The organism is Bacillus sp. MZGC1, assembly GCF_002998605.1.
In the GTDB taxonomy this organism is placed as follows: Bacteria; Bacillota; Bacilli; order Bacillales; family Bacillaceae; genus Bacillus.
On record NZ_PVRE01000003.1, the window covers coordinates 285,671 to 307,369 of the forward strand.

Below are 21,699 nucleotides of genomic sequence, written 5' to 3' on the forward strand. Positions count from 1 at the left end.
TCTCAAGGAAAGTACCTCCTTTTTTACTTTAAACCACGATCGAAACAAAATGACCCGATGAAGACGATCGGGTCACTAAGTTCATTTTTGCTTTTCGTATGCTCCGATGATCTTCGCCACAAGCGGGTGTCTGACCACATCTGTCTGGTCTAACTCAATAAATGAAATGCCCTTGATCTCTGCAAGCATGTCCTTTGCAGCTGCAAGACCAGACTGCATGCCTTTCGGCAGATCAATCTGTGTAATATCTCCTGTAATGACCATTTTAGAGCCAAACCCAAGTCTCGTCAAAAACATTTTCATTTGGGCAGGCGTTGTATTCTGCGCTTCATCTAAAATAACAAATGCATCATCGAGTGTCCGCCCTCTCATGTAGGCAAGAGGCGCTATTTCAATCACGCCGCGCTCGATTAAACGTTCCGTATGATCACTGCCAAGCACATCATGCAAGGCATCATATAGTGGTCTTAAATAAGGATCTACTTTTTCCTTTAGATCACCTGGTAAAAAGCCAAGACTCTCTCCTGCTTCAACAGCTGGTCTTGTCAGGATAATCCGTTTCACATGTCCATTTTTCAGTGCATGTACCGCGTTGACGACTGCCAAATACGTCTTCCCTGTTCCAGCTGGTCCAATTCCAAAGACCAGGTCATCTTTTTTCATCGCCGCAGCATATTCCCGCTGGCCAATGGTTTTTACCCTGATTGACTTCCCTTTAGCATTTTTCGTAATTTCATCTTCATACATATTTTCAAAATAATTGAGCTTGTCTTTTTGCGCCATTTTAATAGCATAGACGACATCCCGTTCAGAAATCTCAATTCCTTTTCGGATGAGATGTAAGAGAGATGTAATCAGACGGCTCGCTGTTTCTCTTGATGCTTCCTGACCAGAAACATACACTTTTTCTCCGCGCGTAATAATGGAGACATTCAGCTCGTTTTCCATCAGTTTCAGATAAGCATCTTGATTTCCAAATAAAGCAATCGCTTCGTTTGGGCTATCTAATTTTTGTTGAATTTCAAGTAAATGTTCTGTCATTCTCTAGTCTCCCTGAACAATAGGTGTTGGTTGAACAATATCTTCTATTACTTGGTAAAGGATGATTAACTTAACTTTACCATTCCCTGTTGTCTCGTGCAAAACTTTTTCACTTTTCACCTCTCCTGTTTGACCTAGCTTCTCTTCTAATTCTTTTTTACCCATTTTAATCCCTGCTTGAACCGCTTCTTTATTTGTGTATGTCCGATTTATTTTTTCACTTTCGCGTGTCATTTCTTTTTCATAGGAAAATGGGAGCTGGAAGTTTAAGAAATGTAGTGGGTGAACTTCTGTTTCTGTTTTTGGCTGCTTAAAATCATCCTTTTTAAAGGAAATGCCCCAAAATGGCATTGAACCTCCAAATGCGGAGAGCTTGTGCTTTGTCTTCATTTTACCCGTAAAGACATCAAAAGATGTTCGAAGAGGGACAGAAACTTCAGAACGGTACCACGTTTCACCATAAATTTTCGCTCTAGCACCCACCGTTTTTTGCTGGTCTTCGCTGCCGATGAGACCAGAGACGAGCATCTGCCCTTTCTTCACATGTTCGTCAACCGCGGCAAGCGGCTCCCCTTTTTCCACATACATTCTCGTGATGACAGCCTTCTTCTTGGCAACGATGTGCTGAGGACTCGTATATTTCTCTTCTTCCGGCTCATTTTTTTCCACAACTTTCATTTGAAATGTTGTACCGTTTAGTTCAACGCCGACCCATGTAATGCTTTGAATATTGGCGGTCAGTGATTTTTGAATTTTCTCAGGTGTTCCCATTAGAAACTGAAAACGGCCTTTTTGCACTCCAATCTCGTCTAAATGCTTTCTCATCTGATGTTCAGTTTCTGGATTGGCTCCTTTAATATCAATTTTCCACACCATGTTTGAAAGCGCCAATATCGTCGCTAGAAAACACACAATCCCAAGGGTAAACCCAATATTCTTCCTTGACCATAGGAGAAGAAACGGAAATCCCTTCTTTTGATGAAATGAACATGTCACTTCATGATGTCTTTGTACTTTTCTGAAGGCATGTACATCTGATAAGCGAATAAATAAGCGCACGCTGTCTTGACGGCGGCTCACTTGAAACATTGTGATCCCCTGTCTCGTGCACTCATTGATGAGCCGCTCAATGCCGTTTCCCTTGATCTCCACTTCCACTCTGCCAATAAAATAGGCGAACCATTTATTCTTCACACTTCTCCCCTCCGTCAGTTAAGAATCAATATAACGGACCTCATCGATTTTCCCTTCTAATAAGATCTCTTCTGGCAAAATCGTTTTAATCACAAAATCTTTCCCTGAAATAATGCATTGTCCTTGTTTGAGCATCAGCCTTACCTCTTGATCACTGAAAAGCAAAAGCCCTTTATGGTTCTCTATGTAAATGTGGAGTCTGCCAACCATCGTAATACGGGGAAGATCCATCATGACGTCTGGAGGGATTTCAAGTGTTCTTGTCAGCCATGCTTTAAGTCGATTTTTTCTTTTTCCCATTCAATAAGAACCCCTTCCCGCCCCATGTGTATGAGATCAAACTGAAAGATGGTGAGACTGATGAGAAAGCCTCTATATCATCCTATTCCTCAGCGGTTCAGATCATGCTAATGAATCCCGCAAAACAGCCGTTTCATCATTTTTACTGCGAGAAATCTCCATCAGGAAAAACAAAAAAGTCCCTTTATATAAAGGGACTTTCTTCTTTATCTTTTATATGGCCGTTTCATCGTTCTGTGCGGCTTTTTCGCGCGCGGCTCTCCAAATACTTCTCCAAGAAGCATGCCTTGAACAACAGTATTTTGGTTAAGCCTGTTAATGACGTACGGCTTCATTTCCGCAGCAGAAGCTTTCGGTCTGGTCAGCTGCCTTTCAAGAGATTTGAACTCTTTATTCAGCTCGCTTTTTCTTTCTTCCATTTCAGCTAGTGTAGCGGTATAACGATCCTGTAAGGACTGTGAACCTTGTTTCTTCATCCCGCCATGATCATGTACATCGCCGAAATCGTCCAACTGGTCTGTTTTGACTGGGTTCGGGCTGGTTTGTTCTGCTTTCTTTTGAGGCATAGGCTTATTCTGAGGAGCCGGCTTATGTTGCTGGTTGTTTTGTTCCTTCTCCTCTTGTTTGCCGATTTTCCCAAATACAGCAGAGATGATACCGATGATAATCGCAATTAGTAACGGATTTTCAAATAGAATGTCCATTGGGCTCCCTCCTTAAAGCGTGAGAGGATGCTTATTTGTTTTCATTATCAGATGGACCTTTTGTCATTTTACCAAATGAATCTCTCATATCCGTATCAGCATCGATATTCTTAATGTTCATGTAGTCCATGACTCCAATATTACCTTCGCGTAATGCTTCAGCCATTGCAAGTGGTACTTCAGCCTCTGCTTCTACGACTTTCGCGCGCATTTCTTCAACTCTTGCACGCATTTCTTGTTCTTGGGCAACAGCCATTGCGCGGCGTTCTTCCGCTTTCGCTTGTGCGATGTTTTTGTCTGCTTCTGCTTGGTCCGTTTGCAGAATCGCCCCGATGTTCTTACCGATATCCACATCTGCGATATCAATCGAGAGAATTTCAAACGCAGTACCTGAATCTAATCCTTTACCAAGAACCGTTTGAGAAATCATATCTGGATTTTCTAAAACCTTTTTATGATTATTTGATGAACCGATTGTAGAGACAATTCCTTCACCTACACGAGCAATGATTGTTTCTTCCCCTGCACCACCGACAAGTCGTTCGATGTTTGCGCGAACTGTAATACGTGCTTTGGCTTTTACTTCAATCCCGTCCATTGCCACACCAGAGATAAATGGTGTTTCAATGACTTTAGGATTTACACTCATTTGTACAGCTTCAAGTACGTCACGGCCTGCTAGGTCGATCGCTGCACAACGTGCAAAGTTCAATTCAATATTCGCACGTTGAGCCGCGATTAATGCGTTCACAACACGGTCAACGTTACCACCTGCCAGGTAGTGACTTTCTAATTGGTTAATCGTCACATCAAGACCTGCTTTATGTGCTTTGATGAGCGGATTGACCACTCGGTTTGGAATGACTCGACGAAGTCTCATTCCTACAAGTGTAAAAATGCTCACTCTTACGCCAGCCGCTAAGGCAGAAATCCACAGCATCACCGGTACAAAGGTGAAGAAGATCGATAGAACGATCAGACCTGCTGCGATAATCACAAATAATAGTAAAGTAGATGGATCCATTTTATTCCTCCTATAAAATCAGTTATCTATACTTTCCTCACGACAATGCGTGAGCCTTCCGCTTTGACGATTTTAACTTGTTCATCCTTGTCAATAAACGCACCTTCTGACACAACGTCAATGCGCTCATCTCCGAGTACAGCCGTCCCAGATGGGCGAAGCGCTGTTAATGTAACAGCGATCTGTCCAACAAGATCCTCTCTTGTTTCATTTGAGACATAACCGCTTTCTTTATTGGTTGAATCGGTTAAAATGAACTTTTTAAAAAATTTCATACGTTTCCCCAACACCTTTGTCAATAAAATAACTGCTATGATTGAAACAGCAGTGGCAATCAAGATGGAAATCGCCATTTCTGTAAAGCTTCCAGCTGCTAAAAATAAGCTGGCAACAACACAGATCAGTCCAATGACACCTACGATTCCCCCCGGCAAAAACAATTCCAGAATAATGAGCAATATCCCTGCTAAGAACAGGAACAACGTCTCATATCCTGCAAAACCAGCCACGAGATGTCCATAAAAGAATAAAAGAAGCGCTGTCACTCCCATGGTGCCTGGAACCCCAAAGCCAGGAGAATAGAGCTCAACAATTAACCCTAAGCTTGCGATGGATAAAAGGATTGGAATGACGATTGGGTGCGTGAGAAAGCGCGCAACCTTTTCAGCAAAGCTCACTTCATCGTATTGAACAGAAGCGTCTGCTAATTTCAGCTTCTGAAGCAAGTCATCTAAATTCTTCGCTTCACCTTCTGCGTAACCAAATTGAAGCGCTCGATCCGTATTAAAGGTGAGCAGTTCTCCTTTTGGTGCACCAGCATCCTTCGCATCTATGTCTGGATCAGCCATCGCAAGCGCATATTTCGGATCACGCCCCTGCTTTTCGGCAGCATCACTCATTTCAGCAAGCCATAGCGATTCAGATTTTTGATCGGCAGCATTGCCTTCCCCATCAATGATCGCAGCAGCTCCCATCTTTCCATTTGGGGTCATATAAATCTCGTCGGCATTTAGTGCAAGGAATGCCCCGGCTGAAAGCGCTCTATGATTCACAAATGCTGTCACAGGGATATCAGACGCACGAATGGTATCTGCAATCTCAAGCGCCGCATCGACTGCACCACCTGGTGTATTGATGTCTAGAATGATATGTTTCGCTCGTTCGGACTTTGCCTGCTCAAATGATCGTTCAATAAATTTAGAAAGTCCTTTTTCTACTGTATCTTCAATTGGGATAACATGAACTTTCTGATCTACTGATTTCGCGGTCAATTGAACCCCTAATAACAAGCATATTATAAAACAACTGAAGAGAGCAATAGAAATTTTTATTTTTTTCATCTATTTGGTGATCCCTCCTCTCTATCTTCCATTTTACCGTTCCTTTACATACGTTACAAATGTATCATAGGTTTCATTTTTATATGACAGAATGATGAAGGTATAAAAAAAGTACCCTTCTAACAATAGAAGGATACTTTTTTATTGAGACAGTTGCTCGCTGACAAGTCTGTTAATGACAGCACCATCAGCTTTACCTTTTACTTTTGGCATAATAGCGCTCATGACTTTACCCATATCAGCCTTCGATGAAGCACCTGTTTCAGCGATCGTTTCTTTCACGATCGTTTGCAGTTCTTCTTCAGAAAACTGTTCAGGTAAATAAACGTCTAAGATGTCAATCTCTTTTTGAACTTTATCTACTAAATCTAAGCGATTAGCTTTCGAAAATTCATGGAGGGAGTCTTTACGTTGCTTAATCTCGCGGGAAAGGACGGTTAGTTCCTCATCGCCGGTCAAACTGCCTTTCTTAAGCTTAATTGCTTCATTTTGGAGCGAAGCCTTTACCATACGAATGACAACAAGCTTGTCTTTCTCACGGTTTTTCATAAAAAGCTTCATATCAGTATTTAATTGCTCAAGAAGACTCATAAAATCCACCCTCTTTAGAATTTACGTTTTCTAGCAGCTTCAGACTTTTTCTTGCGCTTTACGCTAGGCTTTTCATAAAATTCACGCTTTCTTGCTTCTTGCAATGTTCCAGTTTTGGATACACTGCGTTTAAAGCGACGAAGAGCATCTTCAAGCGATTCGTTTTTTCTAACGACCGTTTTTGACATTCTCTTTCCCTCCCTCCGAATACACCAATCGACTGCATTAAAAAAAGATATACATGCAAAACATGTACCTAGACATTATAATATAAGCCTAGTGTGAGGTCAACTAAGTGATTTGGAAATATATTTTCGTCATGAGCAGGTAGACAAGTCCATATATTCATTGGTAAGAGGAGGACTTTTCTATGATGGCGATCATTTATTTTTGTGCACTTATTTTCATTTTTTTATGGTCAATGGGTTTGCTGAGAAAAGGATTAATGGCGCTTGCGTCGTCTCGTATTGAGAAATCACTTCTTCTCTTTACAGATCACCCAATAAAAGCATTCTTGGTCAGCATCGTATTTACAGGGATTCTTCAAAGCAGTTCAGCGTTTATGGTCATCGTGATCGGCTTTGTCAGTACAGGCATTCTCTCTTTTAAAAAATCCATTCCAATGATTCTTGGCACCAATATTGGCTCCACGTTTACAACAGAATTTATCGCCATTAAAATGGATGTTTTCATGTGGGTCTTAATCCTAGCTGGTCTAATATGCATCATGTTTGGCAGAAAATCTTTTAGGCATGCAGGAAAAAGTATATTTGGGCTCGGGATGATCTTTTTTTGTATTCAAGGCTTTTCTAAAATTGCAGGTATGATGACAAGTCAGCCTGAGACATTGCGCTTTCTTGAAATGATGCAGCATTCTGACTGGACGGCGCTGCTTTCGGGTACCATTTTCACAGCGATTGTTCATTCGAGCTCCGTCTGTATCGGCATTTTAATGGGGTTTATGAATGAAGGAACTGTTGGGCTTCAGGAAGGCATAAGCTTTGTGTTAGGGTCAAATATCGGGACATGTATTACAGCCGTAATGGCTGCCATATCTGGCGGCTATGCAGCACGTCAAACGGCTTATGCACACGTTTTGTTTAATGTGCTCGGCGTGCTTTTATGTCTCCCATTTCTCGCCATGATGACGGAATTCGTCGCCCTTCTTGCAAACGCTCCAGCCCAGCAAATTGCGCACTTCAGCCTGCTGTTTAATGTGGCAAGCTCTTTGCTTTTCTTCCCGTTCATTCATCCATTTCACACATTGATCTTATGTCTTTTACCAAATCAGTCAAAATAAAAAAACCAGCTTGCCCTTTTGGCAGCCGGTTTTTTTATCTATTATGAGGTCATTCTCACTTTGTCTGTTTGCACATCATCACTGATACGAACGAATTGTCCTTCGTTATAAGGATAACCCGCTTTCATGATTTTTACTTTGACCAAACGGCCGATCATGTCCTCTGTTCCTTCAAAAACAACCTTCATATAGTTATCCGTATATCCCACATAAAGATTGTGCTTTCCTTCTTGTTCTTTGAAGGATTCTTCCGGAATAATCTCTAGGACATCTCCTTCATAAGCTGATGCATATTCTTTCGCAAGCTGGTCAGAAAGAGCAATCAAGCGGTGGACGCGTTCGTTTTTCACATTTTCATCCACTTGATCTTCCATCCTTGCAGCTGGCGTACCTGTACGTTTGCTGTAAGGGAATACGTGTAGTTCAGAGAATTGATGGTCTTTGACAAAATTGTACGTTTCCAAAAACTCTTCCTCTGTTTCCCCAGGGAATCCAACAATCACATCAGAGGTGACAGCAAGGCCTGGCAATGCTTTTTTCAGCTTTGTTAAACGCTCTGCAAAGAATTCCATCGTATATTTACGGCGCATTCTTTTCAGGACTGTATTCGAGCCAGATTGAAGCGGGATGTGCAAGTGTCTGACAATCTTATCTGACTGATCAAGCACTTCAATCACTTCATCTGTAATTTGGCTTGCTTCGATAGATGAAATACGGATTCGTTTTAAACCGATGACACGTTCATCTAATTCTTTCAGAAGCTTTGCAAAGTTATAATCCTTTAAGTCTTCTCCGTATCCGCCTGTGTGAATACCTGTTAATACAATTTCTTTATAGCCGGCATCCACAAGCTGCTGCGCTTGGTTGATGACCTCTTCTGGATTACGAGAACGAAGAAGTCCGCGAGCCCAAGGAATAATGCAGAATGTACAGAAATTGTTACAGCCTTCTTGGATTTTTAATGAAGCGCGTGTTCTGTCTGTAAATGCAGGAACATCGAGTTCTTCAAACACACGTGCTTTCATGATATTGCCAACCCCATTAATCGGCTGTCTTTCTCTGCGATATTCTTCAATGTAACCGAGTAATTTATGTCTGTCTTGTGTTCCAACGACAATATCAACACCAGGAATCGCCATAATTTCTGCTGGAGATGTTTGCGCATAACAGCCTGTTACACAAATGACACCATCCGGGTTATGACGAATGGCTCTTCTAATAACTTGGCGGCTTTTCTTATCGCCTGTATTCGTGACCGTACATGTATTAATGACATATACGTCTGCTTTTGATTCATACTCTTTTCTTTCATAGCCTGCTTCTTTAAACAGCTGCCAGATCGCTTCTGTTTCATAGTGATTGACCTTACAGCCAAGTGTATGGAACGCTACTGTTCCCATCATGATTCACCTCTTAATAACTCTGTTTGATAAGATATAGCAGAAAGCGCGTAAAGAGGAGCTGTTTCCGTTCTTAAAATGCGTGGTCCGAGCCCGCAAATGACTGCACCAAGCGTTTCAAGCTCGTCAATCTCCTTTTCTGCCAAACCGCCTTCAGGGCCAAAAACCACGAGCAAGGTTTGTCCGCCTTTCATCTGTTGGAGCACAGTTTGAAAGCGGCTTTGCTCTCCTTCTTTCGATGATTCTTCGTATGCAACGACACATTTATCGAATTCACCAGCTAATTGAGTCAGCTCTTTAAACGTTGATACTGGATCAACACGAGGAATGATATTCCGGTAGGACTGCTCAGCTGCTTCTTTCGCGATTTTCTCCCAGCGTTCTCGTTTTTTATGTGACTTCTTTTGGTCAAGCTTTGTAATGGAACGAGCCGCTTGAAACGGGATAAATGCACTTGCGCCAAGCTCTGTGCCTTTTTGGATAATCAGCTCAAGCTTATCTCCTTTTGGGAGACCGCTCGCAATTGTTACTTTTACCGGAAGCTCTCTGTCCTGATTTGTCCAGCCTTCAACGTGACAAATGACTTCTTCCTTTGTTATTGTATCAATTTTACTGAGCGCTTCAAAGCCGTCTGTCGTTAAGCAAAGGATTTCCTGCCCTGCTTTCATGCGCATGACGTTGGAAAGGTGATGTACATCTTCACCTTTTATGACGATAGATCCCTTTGCGATCACTTCTTCTTTCGTGAGGTCGATAAAATATCGTTGCATACGTGTCCTGACACCTACTCGCTTTATTTTTTCGCTATAATGCTGACCCAATCTTCCATTGACAGCACTTCAACAATGTCAAAACCTGCTTCTTCTAGTGCTGTTTTGACTTGTAATTTCTTTTGTCCAATGATGCCTGATGTAATGAAATAGCCATCTTTCTTCAATAAGTCATAGGCTTGATCTGTAAAGCGCAAAATCACTTCTGCGAGAATGTTGGCGACGATCACATCACGTTCACCTGAAATCCCATCAAGTAAGTTGTTTTGCTTGACCGTCACTTGTTCGCTTACACCATTTAGTTCGATGTTTTGCTTCGCACTTTCAACCGCAACGGTGTCGAGATCAAAGGCTTGAATGTCCTTTGCACCAACCATCGCTGCTGCCACACTTAAAATCCCAGAGCCTGTTCCAACATCAATCACCGTATCGTTTTCCTTCACATAGCGCTCAAGCGCCTGAATACAAAGAACGGTTGTTGGATGTGTCCCTGTTCCAAATGCCATTCCTGGGTCCATTTCAATAATCAGTTCATCAGAATGAACCGGAGTATATTCTTCCCATGTTGGAACGATGGTGAATTTTTCAGAGTTTTTCACAGGATGATAGTATTTCTTCCATGCGGTGGCCCATTCCTCTTCATTTACTTCACAAATAGACAGCGTGTTTCGTCCAAGGTCAATATCGTATAGAAGAAGATTGTTGATGGCTTCTTTGATCTCATCTACCGTTTCCATCAAAAAGCTGTTCATTGGAAGATAGGCTTTGACGATGACCCCTTCATCAGGATAGTCATTCGGATCGAGCTGGTAGATCTCACCGTATACATTTTCACGTTCCTTGACTAAATCAAGCGGGTCCTCAATCACGACACCACTTGCACCTGCTTCATGCAAAATATTGGTGATCGGTTCCACCGCTTCATTTGTTGTATGGACGCTAATTTCTGACCACTTCAATACTACCAACTCCTTATCCGTCTTACTCGCCTTTAAATGCGCGTTTCACCTTATCGAAGAAGCTCATTTCTTGTTCGTCCGGTTTATTTCCGCTCACTTCAGCAAATTTTCTAATGATATCTTTTTGATTGTCCGTTAAATTTGTCGGTGTGACGACTCGTACAACGATATGCTGATCGCCTTGGCCATAGCCGCGTACATTTTTCACACCTTTTCCTTTGAGTCTAAACTTCGTGCCAGTTTGCGTGCCAGCAGGGACTTTCAATTTTACTTTACCGTGTAATGTCGGCACTTCAATTTCGTCACCTAATGCAGCCTGTGCAAAGGTTAGCGGCATTTCGCAGTAAATGTCATCTCCGTCACGTTCGAAGAATTCATGCGAACGCACATGGAACACAACAAATAGATCGCCTGGAGGCCCTCCATTTACACCTGGTTCCCCTTGACCAGACACTCTGAGCTGCTGACCATCGTCAACTCCTGCTGGAATCGTCACATTGATTTTCTTACGCTTACGCACTTTACCAGAGCCGCCACATGTAGAACATTTGTGATCGATTTGTTTTCCTGTTCCGCTGCAGTAGTTACATACTCTGCGATTGACCACTTTACCAAACGGAGTTGACTGCTCAACATTTAATTGACCAGAGCCGCCGCAATGTGAACAAGTCTTTGCTTCTGTCCCAGGCTTTGCCCCTGATCCATGACATGTTTCACATGATTCCTCGCGAGGGATTTCAATCGTTGCTTCTTTCCCAAATGCTGCTTCTTCAAATGAAAGCGTCATTGTATATTGCAAGTCTGCTCCTTGACGCGGTGCATTTGGATCTCTTCTTCTGGCTCCGCCGCCAAAAATACTAGAGAAAATGTCATCAAAGCCGCCGAAGCCGCCAAAGTCTCCTCCTCCGCCAAAACCGCCGCCGCCAAAGCCTTGGTTTGGATCGGTATGACCGAACTGGTCATATTGCGAACGTTTTTGATCGTCAGAAAGGGTTTCATAGGCTTCTTTTACTTCTTTGAATTTCTCATCTGAGCCAGCTTCTTTATTAATATCAGGGTGATACTTTTTTGAAAGCTTGCGGTATGCCTTTTTGATCTCGTCTTTTGAGGCGCTCTTACTCACGCCAAGCACTTCATAGTAATCACGCTTACTCATCTCTTCACACTCCCGATTTCTCACATAAATACGATTGTATCATTTTGATTTGACCTTTTTCAATTGCTTTCATCATTGGAAAGAAAAAAAGTCAAAGCCAAGAGATCCTGACTTTGACTTTCTGACGAGTACGTTTCAGCAGTCTTTTTCAAAAGTAAAGGTGATTATTTTTTCTCTTGATCGTCGTTTACTTCTTCGTATTCTGCATCCACTACATTGTCATCTGCTTTTTGAGCACCTTCAGCGCCGCCTTCTTGCTGAGCTTGTGCTTGTTTTGCAGCTTCTTCATAGAGCTTTGTCGTTAGTTCTTGAACGATTGTTTGCAGCTCATCTTTTTTCGCTTTGATGTCTTCAAGCTCGCCTTTTTCGATCGCAGCTTTTAGTGCATCTTTCGCGTCGTTTGCTTTTTTCACTTGCTCTTCATCGATTTTGCCTTCTAGATCTTTTAATGTTTTTTCAGTTGTAAACACTAATTGATCTGCTTCATTGCGCACTTCGATTTCTTCTTTTTTCTTCGCATCTGCTTCAGCATTTTCTTCTGCTTCTTTTACCATTTTTTCGATCTCATCATCAGAAAGACCTGAAGAAGATTTGATTGTGATGTTTTGCTCTTTGCCTGTACCCATATCTTTCGCACGTACGTTGACAATACCGTTTTTATCGATATCAAAAGATACTTCGATTTGTGGTACGCCGCGTGGTGCTGGCGGGATGTCAGTCAATTGGAAACGGCCTAATGTTTTGTTATCTGCTGCCATTGGGCGCTCACCTTGCAGGACATGGATGTCTACCGCTGTTTGGTTGTCAGCAGCCGTTGAGAATACTTGAGATTTACTTGTTGGAATGGTTGTATTACGTTCAATCAGCTTCGTGAATACGCCGCCCATTGTTTCAATTCCTAAAGAAAGTGGTGTTACGTCAAGAAGAACAACGTCTTTGACATCTCCTGTGATGACTCCACCTTGGATCGCCGCACCAAGAGCAACCACTTCATCAGGGTTTACACCTTTATGAGGCTCTTTGCCTGTTTCTTTTTTGATTGCTTCTTGTACTGCAGGAATACGAGTTGATCCACCAACAAGGATGACTTTATCAATCTCGCTAGCAGATAAACCAGCATCTTTCAAAGATTGACGTACAGGTGTCATTGTGCGCTCTACAAGATCTGCAGAAAGCTCTTCGAATTTAGCACGCGTCAGCGTTAATTCAAGGTGAAGAGGACCTGCTTCTCCAGCTGTGATAAATGGCAATGAGATTTGTGTAGAAGATACACCTGAAAGATCTTTTTTCGCTTTTTCAGCAGCATCTTTTAAACGCTGAAGCGCCATTTTATCTTTAGAAAGGTCAATACCATTTTCTTTTTTGAATTCAGCTACTAGGTGATCAATGATGACTTGGTCAAAATCGTCTCCACCAAGACGGTTGTCACCAGCAGTTGAGCGTACTTCAAAGACCCCGTCTCCAAGCTCAAGGATTGATACGTCAAATGTACCGCCGCCAAGGTCGTATACAAGAATCGTTTGATCTTCTTCTGTTTTATCTAAACCATACGCAAGTGCAGCTGCTGTTGGTTCGTTGATGATACGTTCTACTTCAAGACCAGCAATTTTACCAGCATCTTTTGTCGCTTGGCGTTCTGCATCGTTGAAGTAAGCAGGAACTGTGATTACAGCTTTTGTTACTTCTTCGCCAAGATAGCCTTCAGCATAAGATTTAAGGTGTTGAAGAATGATTGCAGAGATTTCCTGCGGTGTATAGTTCTTGCCTTCAACTTCTACTTTATAATCTGTACCCATATGTCTTTTAACAGACATGATTGTGTTCGGGTTTGTAATTGATTGACGTTTCGCTACTTCACCAACTTGGCGCTCTCCGTTTTTAAAAGCGACAACTGATGGTGTTGTACGTGCTCCTTCAGCGTTTGCAATAACTTTTGGCTCTCCGCCTTCAAGTACTGCAACACATGAGTTTGTTGTTCCTAAGTCAATCCCAATGATTTTACTCATAATCGATGACCTCCCATTATGTAGTTATTGATTTACTTTTACCATTGATGGACGAATAACTCGGTCTTTGAGTTTATAGCCCTTTTGCAATTCTTCTACTACGATATTTGAATCGACATTTTCATCTTCAACTTGCATGACGGCTTGATGAAGGTTTGGATCGAACTCTTTGCCGACAGCTTCAATCGGTTCAACGCCTTCATTTTTCAACGCTTCTACCAGCTGACGGTAAACCATTTGCATTCCTTCTAACAAACTTTTCGTCTGCTCATTGTCTGGATCAATTCCAAGCGCTCTTTCAAAGTTGTCAAGAGCTGGGAGAAGATCGCTGACAACATGTTGAGAACGATATTTTTGCACGGTCTCCACTTCAGTTCGAGCACGGCGTTTATAGTTTTCAAAATCTGCTTGAACACGCAGAATTTTGTTTTCTTTTTCATCTAGAAGCTGCTGCAATTCATCGATTTTCTCTTGGAAGGCAGACTGTTCATCATGTGTTACTTCCTCAGTATCTGCTTGAACTGCTTCTTCTTGTGCTTCAACCTCTGCTTCTTGCTCAGGTGTCTGTTTTTCTTCTGACATTGTGTTCACCTCCCTCAAAAGATTCAAGAATACGAAGGGGCAATGCCCCTATCTTTTATCACCCTACTCATCATACAAATTGGAAAGTGCGTTTGACAAGTCTTTTGATACATGATGCAAAAGACTAACGACTCGCCCGTAATCCATGCGGGTTGGACCGATGATGGCAATGGAGCCAAGTGATTTTTGATCAATCGAATAAGTGGCTGTGATCAAACTGCAGTTCTCCATTGCTTCCAAATTGTTTTCTGAACCGATTTTAATGGTGATTCCTTGCTGATTTGGATGAAACAGCTGCATGACATCATTCTTTTGCTCAATCAGCATCATGAGTGAGCGAATGCGGTCGATGTCATGAAACTCTGGCTGATTCAACATATTAATCTTCCCGCCAAAGAAAAGTTTTGATTCATTTTGTGTCGATGTAAATGTGTTGCCCAGCGCATCTAAAATGTGATCATAATCTTTTAAATGTGTGCGCAGAAGCATGACCACTTCTTTATACATCCTGTCCTTCAGCTGGTCCATTGGAACGCCAGCTAATCGGCTATTCAAAATATTCATCAGCTTCTCAATATCGGAGACATCGAGATGCTCAGAGAAGGTAATGGTTTTGTTTTCAACATGCCCGCTGTCTGTAATCATGATCGCTACTGCTTTGTTTGGCTGAACGGGGACAAGCTGAATTTGCTTTAATCGATTTTCACTCAGCTTTGGACCAAGCACAATCGATGTATAGTTTGTGAGATCTGATAAAATTTCCGCCGATTTTTGAACTGTTTTTTCCAGCTCAAAAATTTTCTCCTGAAAAGCCGACTGGATGAGCACAAGCTCTTTAGACGACAGTTTTCGCGGAGAGAGCAAATGATCTACATAATAACGATATCCTTTTTCTGAAGGAATTCTTCCAGATGAAGAATGGGTCTTTTCAATAAAACCAAGTTCCTCCAAATCAGCCATTTCGTTTCTAATCGTCGCAGAGCTGAATGTGATGTCCTCTTTTTTAGAAAGAGTCCTTGACCCCACTGGCTGCGCCGAACGAATAAAGTCATTAATGATGACTTGCAGAATCAAAAGCTGACGATTTGTTAACATCATCATCACCCCTGTTAGCACTCTCTTTCAACGAGTGCTAATTGTATAAACAAAATTACCAAACTCAAATTAAAATGTCAATTATAACTCACCGAGAAACGCTTGAAATACTTCATTTCCTAACAATTTCCCTTTTCTTGTTAAACGAATGCCGATGTCACCTTTTACAATGAGACCTTTTTCTTCTAATTCTTCAAGAACAGTGGAAAAAAGAGCTTCTGGTGCAACACCATATTTGGCTTGGAAGTCGGCACTTTTCACCCCTTCGATCTTTCGAAGGCCTAAGAACATTTCTTCTTCTATCTGCTCTGCTTTTGTGACCTGATGAGTTTCCTTATACGGGAACCCAGTTTGCTCAATCAGTTCCAAGTAATGCTTCACAGGCCCTGCGTTCACATTTCGGATGCCATCTACATACCCGTGTGCTCCTGCACCGAAACCGAAGTAGTCTTCATTGCTCCAATAGGTCAGGTTATGCTGGCTTTCAAAGCCAGGTTTTGCGTAATTGCTAATTTCGTATTGCTTTAATCCATGTCGCTCCATTTCATCCATCACAAGCTCATACATTTCAGCCTCACGTTCTTGCGGCGGTAAATGCAGTTTGCCTTTTTGCATTAAGTTGTAAAAAACTGTTTTCGGCTCCACAATCAGTGAGTAGACAGAATAATGCTCTGCCCCTAATGAGAAAGCTGTCTCAAGTGAATTCATCACATGATGCTTTTCTTGATGCGGCAATCCAAACATGAGGTCGAGGCTAATGTTGTCAAACCCAACCGCTCTTGCTCGCTGGAAAGACGTGAGGACATCTTTCTTTTGATGAACTCGTCCGATTTTTTTGAGTAAATCGTCTTCAAAGGTTTGCACCCCAAAGCTTAGCCGATTGACGCCGGCTGCTTTTAATACATGCAGCTTCTCGAGTGATAATTCATCTGGGTTCGCTTCCACTGCAAATTCAACCAGATGCTTTGCCGGTTTTAACACACGGTGAATGCTGTTCATGAGCTGGTCTAGCTGGCTGACGGTCAGTGATGTCGGCGTTCCCCCGCCAATAAAGATCGTCTTTAGTTCTTGCTCGCCCTTTTGCTCGATCGTGTGCTGCATCTCTTTTTCAAGAGCCGCTAAGTATTCATCGACTGGCTGCGTTTTAATGAAAAATTTATTAAAATCACAATAGTGGCAAATGTGCTCACAAAATGGAATATGAATGTATGCTGCTTTCATTTGATGACACCTTCTTTACAGGTAAAGAGCCGCAGTTTATCGCTGCGGCACCTTTGTTTGTTTTCGACTATAAACGCCAAGGCTGACATTGTAAAGCAGGTTGCCTTGAGGGTGTTATTTTTTTGGTGTGCTGTCGTCCATCTTCAGCACAGCCATAAATGCCTCTTGCGGGACTTCAACAGAGCCCACTTGTTTCATGCGCTTTTTCCCTTCTTTTTGCTTCTCAAGAAGCTTCCTTTTCCGGGAAATGTCTCCACCATAACATTTAGCAAGTACGTTTTTACGCATCGCTTTAATGGTAGAACGAGCCACGATTTTTTGTCCAATCGCTGCTTGAACTGGTACTTCAAAATGCTGGCGTGGAATGAGTTCTTTCAGCTTTTCTACGATGATTTTGCCTCGTTCATATGCGTAATCGCGGTGAACAATAAAGGAAAGGGCATCGATTTTTTCGCCATTCAGCATGATATCCATTTTCACTAGAGTAGATGGGCGGTAGCCAATCAGCTCATAATCAAAGGACGCATAGCCTTTTGTGTTGGACTTGAGCTGATCAAAGAATTCGTACACGATCTCCGCCAAAGGAATTTCGTACACAATGCTCACTCGGTTTGCATCAAGGTATTGCATATCAATGAAATTGCCGCGCTTTCCTTGGCAAAGCTCCATGACAGAGCCTACATAATCATTCGGCACCATCATTGTTGCTTTCACGTATGGTTCTTCAATTTTCTCAATCTTTTGCGGATCAGGCAGATTCGACGGGTTATCTACGACGATTTTTTCTCCGTCTGTCATATACACATCGTAAATAACACTTGGTGCTGTCGTAATAAGATCGATTTTGAATTCACGTTCAATCCGTTCTTGGATGATTTCCATATGAAGCATTCCAAGAAAGCCGCAGCGGAAACCGAAGCCAAGTGCTTGGGACGTCTCTGCCTCATATTGAAGGGAAGAATCATTTAATTCAAGCTTTTCTAAGGCTTCACGTAAGTCATTATATTTCGCTGTGTCAATTGGATAAAGTCCGCAGTACACCATTGGGTTCAGCTTTCTGTATCCTGGCAGCGCTTCTTTCGCTGGGTTCTCCGCACTTGTGATCGTATCCCCCACACGTGTATCACCGACATTTTTAATCGCTGCTGTTAAGTAGCCAACATCTCCAACAGTGAGTTCATCTGTCGGCATCGCTTTTGGTGTGAATACGCCGACTTCAAGCACTTCAAATTCTTTGCCCGTCGCCATCATTTTGATTTTCTGACCTGGTCTGACGGTTCCTTCAACAATTCGTATGTACGCAATAACGCCGCGATACGCATCGTAGAGAGAATCAAAAATAAGAGCTTGAAGCGGTGCTTCTGGGTCTCCAGCAGGTGCCGGCACCTTTTCGACGATTTGTTCTAAAATATCTTCGATCCCAATACCCGCCTTAGCAGAGGTGAGAACAGCTTCAGACGCATCCAACCCGATGACATCTTCAATTTCTTCTCTTACACGCTCAGGCTCTGCACTTGGCAGATCGATTTTATTGATAATCGGAAGAATCTCTAAGTTGTTATCAAGAGCTAAATAAACGTTCGCAAGTGTCTGTGCTTCAATTCCTTGTGCTGCATCTACTACAAGAATTGCACCTTCACAGGCAGCTAGGCTTCGAGATACCTCATAGGTGAAGTCGACATGCCCTGGTGTATCAATCAGGTGCATAATATATTCTTCTCCATCCTTCGCCTTATATTTCAGCTGGACAGAGTTTAATTTAATCGTTATGCCGCGTTCACGCTCTAAGTCCATGGAATCAAGTAATTGTTCTTTCATTTCTCGCTGAGTAATCGCCGCTGTTTTTTCCAAAATACGGTCCGCCAATGTGGATTTCCCATGGTCAATATGGGCGATAATGGAGAAATTTCGAATTCTTGATTGCCGTTCTAATCGTTTTTCTTTATCTGTCACAATCTATCACTCCTACTATAAAACGCGGGTTGCGCTAGCTTAGATTATATCAATAGGGCTGTAAAGATTCAATCGAAATCAAGAAAAGCCGCTCATCGGTCAGCGGCTTTAGTCATATAGTGTTGATTTGTTTATTTCCCATTCATCCACTCATAAAGAGAACGGGCTGCATGTGTCATGCCATCAGACAGCGCTTTTCCTGCCTTGGAGAAGGCATTAAAGCTCTCTATTTCCTCAAGCTGCTTTTGTTTTTCGGCAAGATCCTTTTCTGTAACAGCCGTTCCTAAGATAGAGGCTTCTCGTTCTTCATCTTCGTTCATTTGGATGGAGAACGCGCCTTTTAATTGCGGGTCATGGTAACCCTTCATTTGCAGCATGCCATTATTCGCCTGCTGCATTCCTAAAAAGACGCCAAATAGCAAGACTAGTCCTAAAATAATGGTTTTTCCAATAAATGATCCCATGCACCGTCACCACCTTAAGAGCGTTTTTTCTCATCCTTTGCTTTGCCGTTTACCTTTTCCGCGTCCCAGAAAATGTCGCTGAAGACATCAGCTGCTGCATTGGATGCATTTTTCAATTCTTCCATATTATTATCCACTCCGCCAAATTCTAAAAGAAGGGCTTTGTCGGATAAATCTTGATTATAAATTCCATTATCGCCAATTTCGCCTTTGGCAAACACACCGACACTAAGACCTTTATATTTTTTCTCCATCAAATGGTGGAACTCCGTCGCAAGCTTGAGGTTTTTCTCATAGCTTTGATTCTTCTTCCCTACAACAAACGCAATTCTCGCATATTTTTTTCCTTTGATCTCGACAGTGGTGTCTTTCTTTCTTCTTGAGTCACGGTGGATATCAATTAAGTATTCGAAGTCATCATTTTTCGCTAAGGCTTCTTTTACGACCAATCTTGATTCATTATAAGACTGGGGATACTTTAATCCTTTTTGCAGGAGCCTTTTTTCAACTTCCGTTTTGTCGACCGTATTCCCGATGCCTTGCTGATCAAGCGCCTTTCCGAACATATCGCCGACAAGGGTGACATTCACTTTTGAGTGCCGTGCATTGTTTGGATTCGTTTCTCCTTTTAAAAATGGTAAATATGATTCCGTATTATGCGTGTGGTAAATGTACACGGCTTTTCGTTTTCCTGTCGACCGGTCCGGCTCTTTCGCAGGCTTTTTCGGCACATCTTTGTCGAGCTTGTCCAGCTCTGCCAAATTTGCTTCTTTTTCATCTTGGATGACTTCACTTGGCGGCGGCGATTCCATTGGCATGTTGGTATAGTCTGTTCCTTCACCCGCTAAGATGATTTTTGTATCAAAATGTTCAAAACCTGGGAGTTCTCTCCCTAGAAAACTACGCGGGTCTTCTAAATTGATACTAGTCGCAAGCTTGAGTGACAGTCCAGAGAAATGAAACCCTTTTTGATCTTTCGGGACTGCTGAGGCGAAATATTGATTTTCCATACCCATTAATGTAGCGAAGAACGCTCCGGAAAGCTCATCTGCTACACCATATAGTGAGGCTTGCGGCCTCAGCTCTGGCTTTAAAGATGTCAACGCCCCTGACATCACAAACACCACAACAAGCGAGGCTATAAATAAGAAAATGCTTTTCACTACTTTTGTTCCATTAATCGCAACGACCAACTGTCGAGGACGGCGGGGTCTTTTTTTCATGATTTACTCCCTCCAGCACGCTTTCTAGTAATTACACTATGAGCGAGCTAGAGAAAGTAGAACCGATTAATGATTATAAGAACCCATGTTATCTTGAGAGATTTTTTGATGGAGTGCTGTATTTAATCCATTGGCGAGTACGTTTGCCATATCATCAATGAATGTATCCACTTCCTTAGGCGTGACCATTAAATTTTGCCCTAGCGGCGCAAGTACTTCATGGATCAGCTGCCGTTTCTCTTCTTCCGGAAGAGTCCCTACGATACCTAAAAATGATTGACGCGTTTCCTCATCTGGTAAGTCTTCTTCGTTTAGCACTTTTTTCTTCCCAAAAGTCAAACCAGCCGGCACAAGAGAGCGGGACGGCCGGTCATCTTTCAGTTCTCTACCAAAATGCTTTAAGACATAATCAATTGTGTCACTTGCAATGGTTACTGCATCTACCACTGTTGGAACGCCAATCGCAATCACTGGAATTCCCAACGTTTCTTTGCTTAATTCTTTCCGCTTATTCCCTACACCTGAACCGGGATGGATGCCTGTATCAGAGATTTGAATCGTGGTATTCACCCGTTCCACTGCACGAGCAGCAAGAGCATCGATTGCAATGACAAAATCAGGTTTGGACCGCTCGATTACACCTTGTATAATGTCGCTTGTTTCAATACCGGTCAGTCCCATCACTCCCGGTGATAAAGAGGACACTGGGCGATACCCTTCCTGTACATTTTCCGGCTGCAATTCAAAGAGATGCCGGGTCACAAGCAGGCTTTCAACCGTGAGCGGGCCTAGCGCATCTGGCGTGACATTCCAGTTTCCTAGTCCTACTACAAGACAGCTCGCATCAGCCTGAATGCCTCGGTCTTTTAAAAACTGAGCAAAATGACGCGCAAATACTTCGACGACTTTTTCCTGCATCTCAGAATCTTTCTCCCGAATGCCCTGCGCCTCAAGCGTCAAGTATGTTCCTGCCTTTTTGCTGGTCAGCTCCTCCCCTTCTTTCGTGATCTCCACTGTGCGTATACGGATGCCGTGCTCCTCTTTTTCCTTTTCGACAATCCCTTGAATTCCGTCCTTTTTGACGACATTCGGATCGTTCTCTTGTTCTAGTATCTCTTTTGTTTCAACAGCCAAGTCTGTCCGGATTTGATAAGCACTTAAATCAAGTTTCTGTTTCTCCATAAAAAGACTCCTTCCACCAAGTAATTAACAGTAGTCTTTCCATCTCTTTAAAGAAACATTCGAGCGCTTCATCAATGAAAAATACTTTACATTTATATTGCATTCTAAAGGTGTGTTTGATAGAATACAACTTGTTCTATTGTGAAGATTTAACCTTAAGACAATTGTGTTTAGGTTGTATCTTAGGAGGTGAA

21 protein-coding genes are annotated in these 21,699 nt (G+C 42.4%); 1 reads left to right on the top strand and 20 read right to left on the bottom strand.

The genetic code is table 11. The features are described from left to right. Nucleotides 1–81 precede the first annotated feature (81 nt). The 8 genes from C6Y06_RS10930 to rpsU form a co-directional block, all read right to left on the bottom strand. Entirely contained in the window at nucleotides 82–1,041 is a 960-nt protein-coding gene (locus C6Y06_RS10930; protein WP_060596660.1) for a PhoH family protein, read from the bottom strand. A 3-nt stretch (nucleotides 1,042–1,044) separates the two neighbouring features. Next, entirely contained in the window at nucleotides 1,045–2,235 is a 1,191-nt protein-coding gene (gene yqfD, locus C6Y06_RS10935; protein ID WP_106030980.1) for a sporulation protein YqfD, read from the bottom strand. An 18-nt stretch (nucleotides 2,236–2,253) separates the two neighbouring features. Beyond that, nucleotides 2,254–2,535 carry a sporulation protein YqfC gene (gene yqfC, locus C6Y06_RS10940; protein ID WP_012010618.1) on the bottom strand — a complete coding sequence of 94 codons (282 nt, stop codon included), beginning with the start codon at nucleotides 2,533–2,535 and terminating at the stop codon, nucleotides 2,254–2,256. A gap of 206 nt (nucleotides 2,536–2,741) precedes the next feature. Further along, complete coding sequence (locus C6Y06_RS10945) at nucleotides 2,742–3,239, bottom strand: hypothetical protein (protein ID WP_106036874.1); 498 nt, start codon at nucleotides 3,237–3,239, stop codon at nucleotides 2,742–2,744. 31 nt (nucleotides 3,240–3,270) lie between these two features. Continuing rightward, nucleotides 3,271–4,263, bottom strand: coding sequence for a flotillin-like protein FloA (gene floA, locus C6Y06_RS10950; protein ID WP_034661354.1), 993 nt, complete (start codon nucleotides 4,261–4,263; stop codon nucleotides 3,271–3,273). Nucleotides 4,264–4,289: 26 nt separating this feature from the next. Continuing rightward, the gene (locus C6Y06_RS10955) at nucleotides 4,290–5,603 is read right to left on the bottom strand and encodes an NfeD family protein (protein WP_106036875.1); all 1,314 of its coding nucleotides are present in this window, start codon (nucleotides 5,601–5,603) and stop codon (nucleotides 4,290–4,292) included. 141 nt (nucleotides 5,604–5,744) lie between these two features. Continuing rightward, nucleotides 5,745–6,194 (bottom strand): GatB/YqeY domain-containing protein, encoded by a 450-nt coding sequence (locus C6Y06_RS10960; protein ID WP_106036876.1) that lies wholly within the window; start codon nucleotides 6,192–6,194, stop codon nucleotides 5,745–5,747. A gap of 14 nt (nucleotides 6,195–6,208) precedes the next feature. Then, nucleotides 6,209–6,382 (bottom strand): 30S ribosomal protein S21, encoded by a 174-nt coding sequence (gene rpsU / locus C6Y06_RS10965; RefSeq protein ID WP_003152957.1) that lies wholly within the window; start codon nucleotides 6,380–6,382, stop codon nucleotides 6,209–6,211. A gap of 182 nt (nucleotides 6,383–6,564) precedes the next feature. On the opposite strand from rpsU, the gene C6Y06_RS10970 reads away from it, so the two are divergent. Further along, entirely contained in the window at nucleotides 6,565–7,494 is a 930-nt protein-coding gene (locus C6Y06_RS10970) for a Na/Pi symporter (RefSeq protein WP_034661358.1), read from the top strand. 41 nt (nucleotides 7,495–7,535) lie between these two features. Here the strand turns inward: C6Y06_RS10970 and mtaB are convergent, their stop codons facing one another. The 12 genes from mtaB to gpr all read right to left on the bottom strand — a co-directional run bounded on the left by mtaB (nucleotide 7,536) and on the right by gpr (nucleotide 21,505). Next, nucleotides 7,536–8,894 (bottom strand): tRNA (N(6)-L-threonylcarbamoyladenosine(37)-C(2))-methylthiotransferase MtaB, encoded by a 1,359-nt coding sequence (gene mtaB, locus C6Y06_RS10975; RefSeq protein ID WP_034661359.1) that lies wholly within the window; start codon nucleotides 8,892–8,894, stop codon nucleotides 7,536–7,538. Then, complete coding sequence (locus C6Y06_RS10980) at nucleotides 8,894–9,664, bottom strand: 16S rRNA (uracil(1498)-N(3))-methyltransferase (RefSeq protein WP_060596653.1); 771 nt, start codon at nucleotides 9,662–9,664, stop codon at nucleotides 8,894–8,896. The genes mtaB and C6Y06_RS10980 overlap by 1 nt, the downstream gene beginning before the upstream one ends. Nucleotides 9,665–9,687: 23 nt before the next feature. Continuing rightward, entirely contained in the window at nucleotides 9,688–10,623 is a 936-nt protein-coding gene (gene prmA, locus C6Y06_RS10985) for a 50S ribosomal protein L11 methyltransferase (RefSeq protein ID WP_106036877.1), read from the bottom strand. A gap of 22 nt (nucleotides 10,624–10,645) precedes the next feature. Beyond that, on the bottom strand, nucleotides 10,646–11,779 hold the full coding sequence (dnaJ, locus tag C6Y06_RS10990) for a molecular chaperone DnaJ (RefSeq protein WP_003217525.1): 1,134 nt from the start codon (nucleotides 11,777–11,779) through the stop codon (nucleotides 10,646–10,648). Nucleotides 11,780–11,943: 164 nt separating this feature from the next. Next, nucleotides 11,944–13,785 carry a molecular chaperone DnaK gene (gene dnaK / locus C6Y06_RS10995; RefSeq protein ID WP_034661361.1) on the bottom strand — a complete coding sequence of 614 codons (1,842 nt, stop codon included), beginning with the start codon at nucleotides 13,783–13,785 and terminating at the stop codon, nucleotides 11,944–11,946. 24 nt (nucleotides 13,786–13,809) lie between these two features. Further along, on the bottom strand, nucleotides 13,810–14,367 hold the full coding sequence (gene grpE, locus C6Y06_RS11000; RefSeq protein WP_034661362.1) for a nucleotide exchange factor GrpE: 558 nt from the start codon (nucleotides 14,365–14,367) through the stop codon (nucleotides 13,810–13,812). Nucleotides 14,368–14,430: 63 nt separating this feature from the next. Beyond that, the gene (gene hrcA, locus C6Y06_RS11005; protein WP_060596651.1) at nucleotides 14,431–15,462 is read right to left on the bottom strand and encodes a heat-inducible transcriptional repressor HrcA; all 1,032 of its coding nucleotides are present in this window, start codon (nucleotides 15,460–15,462) and stop codon (nucleotides 14,431–14,433) included. Between the two features lie 81 nt (nucleotides 15,463–15,543). Continuing rightward, nucleotides 15,544–16,683 (bottom strand): radical SAM family heme chaperone HemW, encoded by a 1,140-nt coding sequence (gene hemW, locus C6Y06_RS11010; RefSeq protein ID WP_106036878.1) that lies wholly within the window; start codon nucleotides 16,681–16,683, stop codon nucleotides 15,544–15,546. A 114-nt stretch (nucleotides 16,684–16,797) separates the two neighbouring features. Continuing rightward, nucleotides 16,798–18,636 carry a translation elongation factor 4 gene (gene lepA / locus C6Y06_RS11015; protein ID WP_060596649.1) on the bottom strand — a complete coding sequence of 613 codons (1,839 nt, stop codon included), beginning with the start codon at nucleotides 18,634–18,636 and terminating at the stop codon, nucleotides 16,798–16,800. 131 nt (nucleotides 18,637–18,767) lie between these two features. Then, nucleotides 18,768–19,100, bottom strand: a complete 333-nt coding sequence (locus tag C6Y06_RS11020) for a YqxA family protein (RefSeq protein WP_106036879.1) — start codon at nucleotides 19,098–19,100, stop codon at nucleotides 18,768–18,770. 14 nt (nucleotides 19,101–19,114) lie between these two features. Then, nucleotides 19,115–20,323 (bottom strand): stage II sporulation protein P, encoded by a 1,209-nt coding sequence (locus C6Y06_RS11025; protein WP_106036880.1) that lies wholly within the window; start codon nucleotides 20,321–20,323, stop codon nucleotides 19,115–19,117. Between the two features lie 66 nt (nucleotides 20,324–20,389). Continuing rightward, nucleotides 20,390–21,505, bottom strand: coding sequence for a GPR endopeptidase (gene gpr / locus C6Y06_RS11030; protein WP_034661368.1), 1,116 nt, complete (start codon nucleotides 21,503–21,505; stop codon nucleotides 20,390–20,392). Between the last annotated feature and the right edge of the window lie 194 nt (nucleotides 21,506–21,699).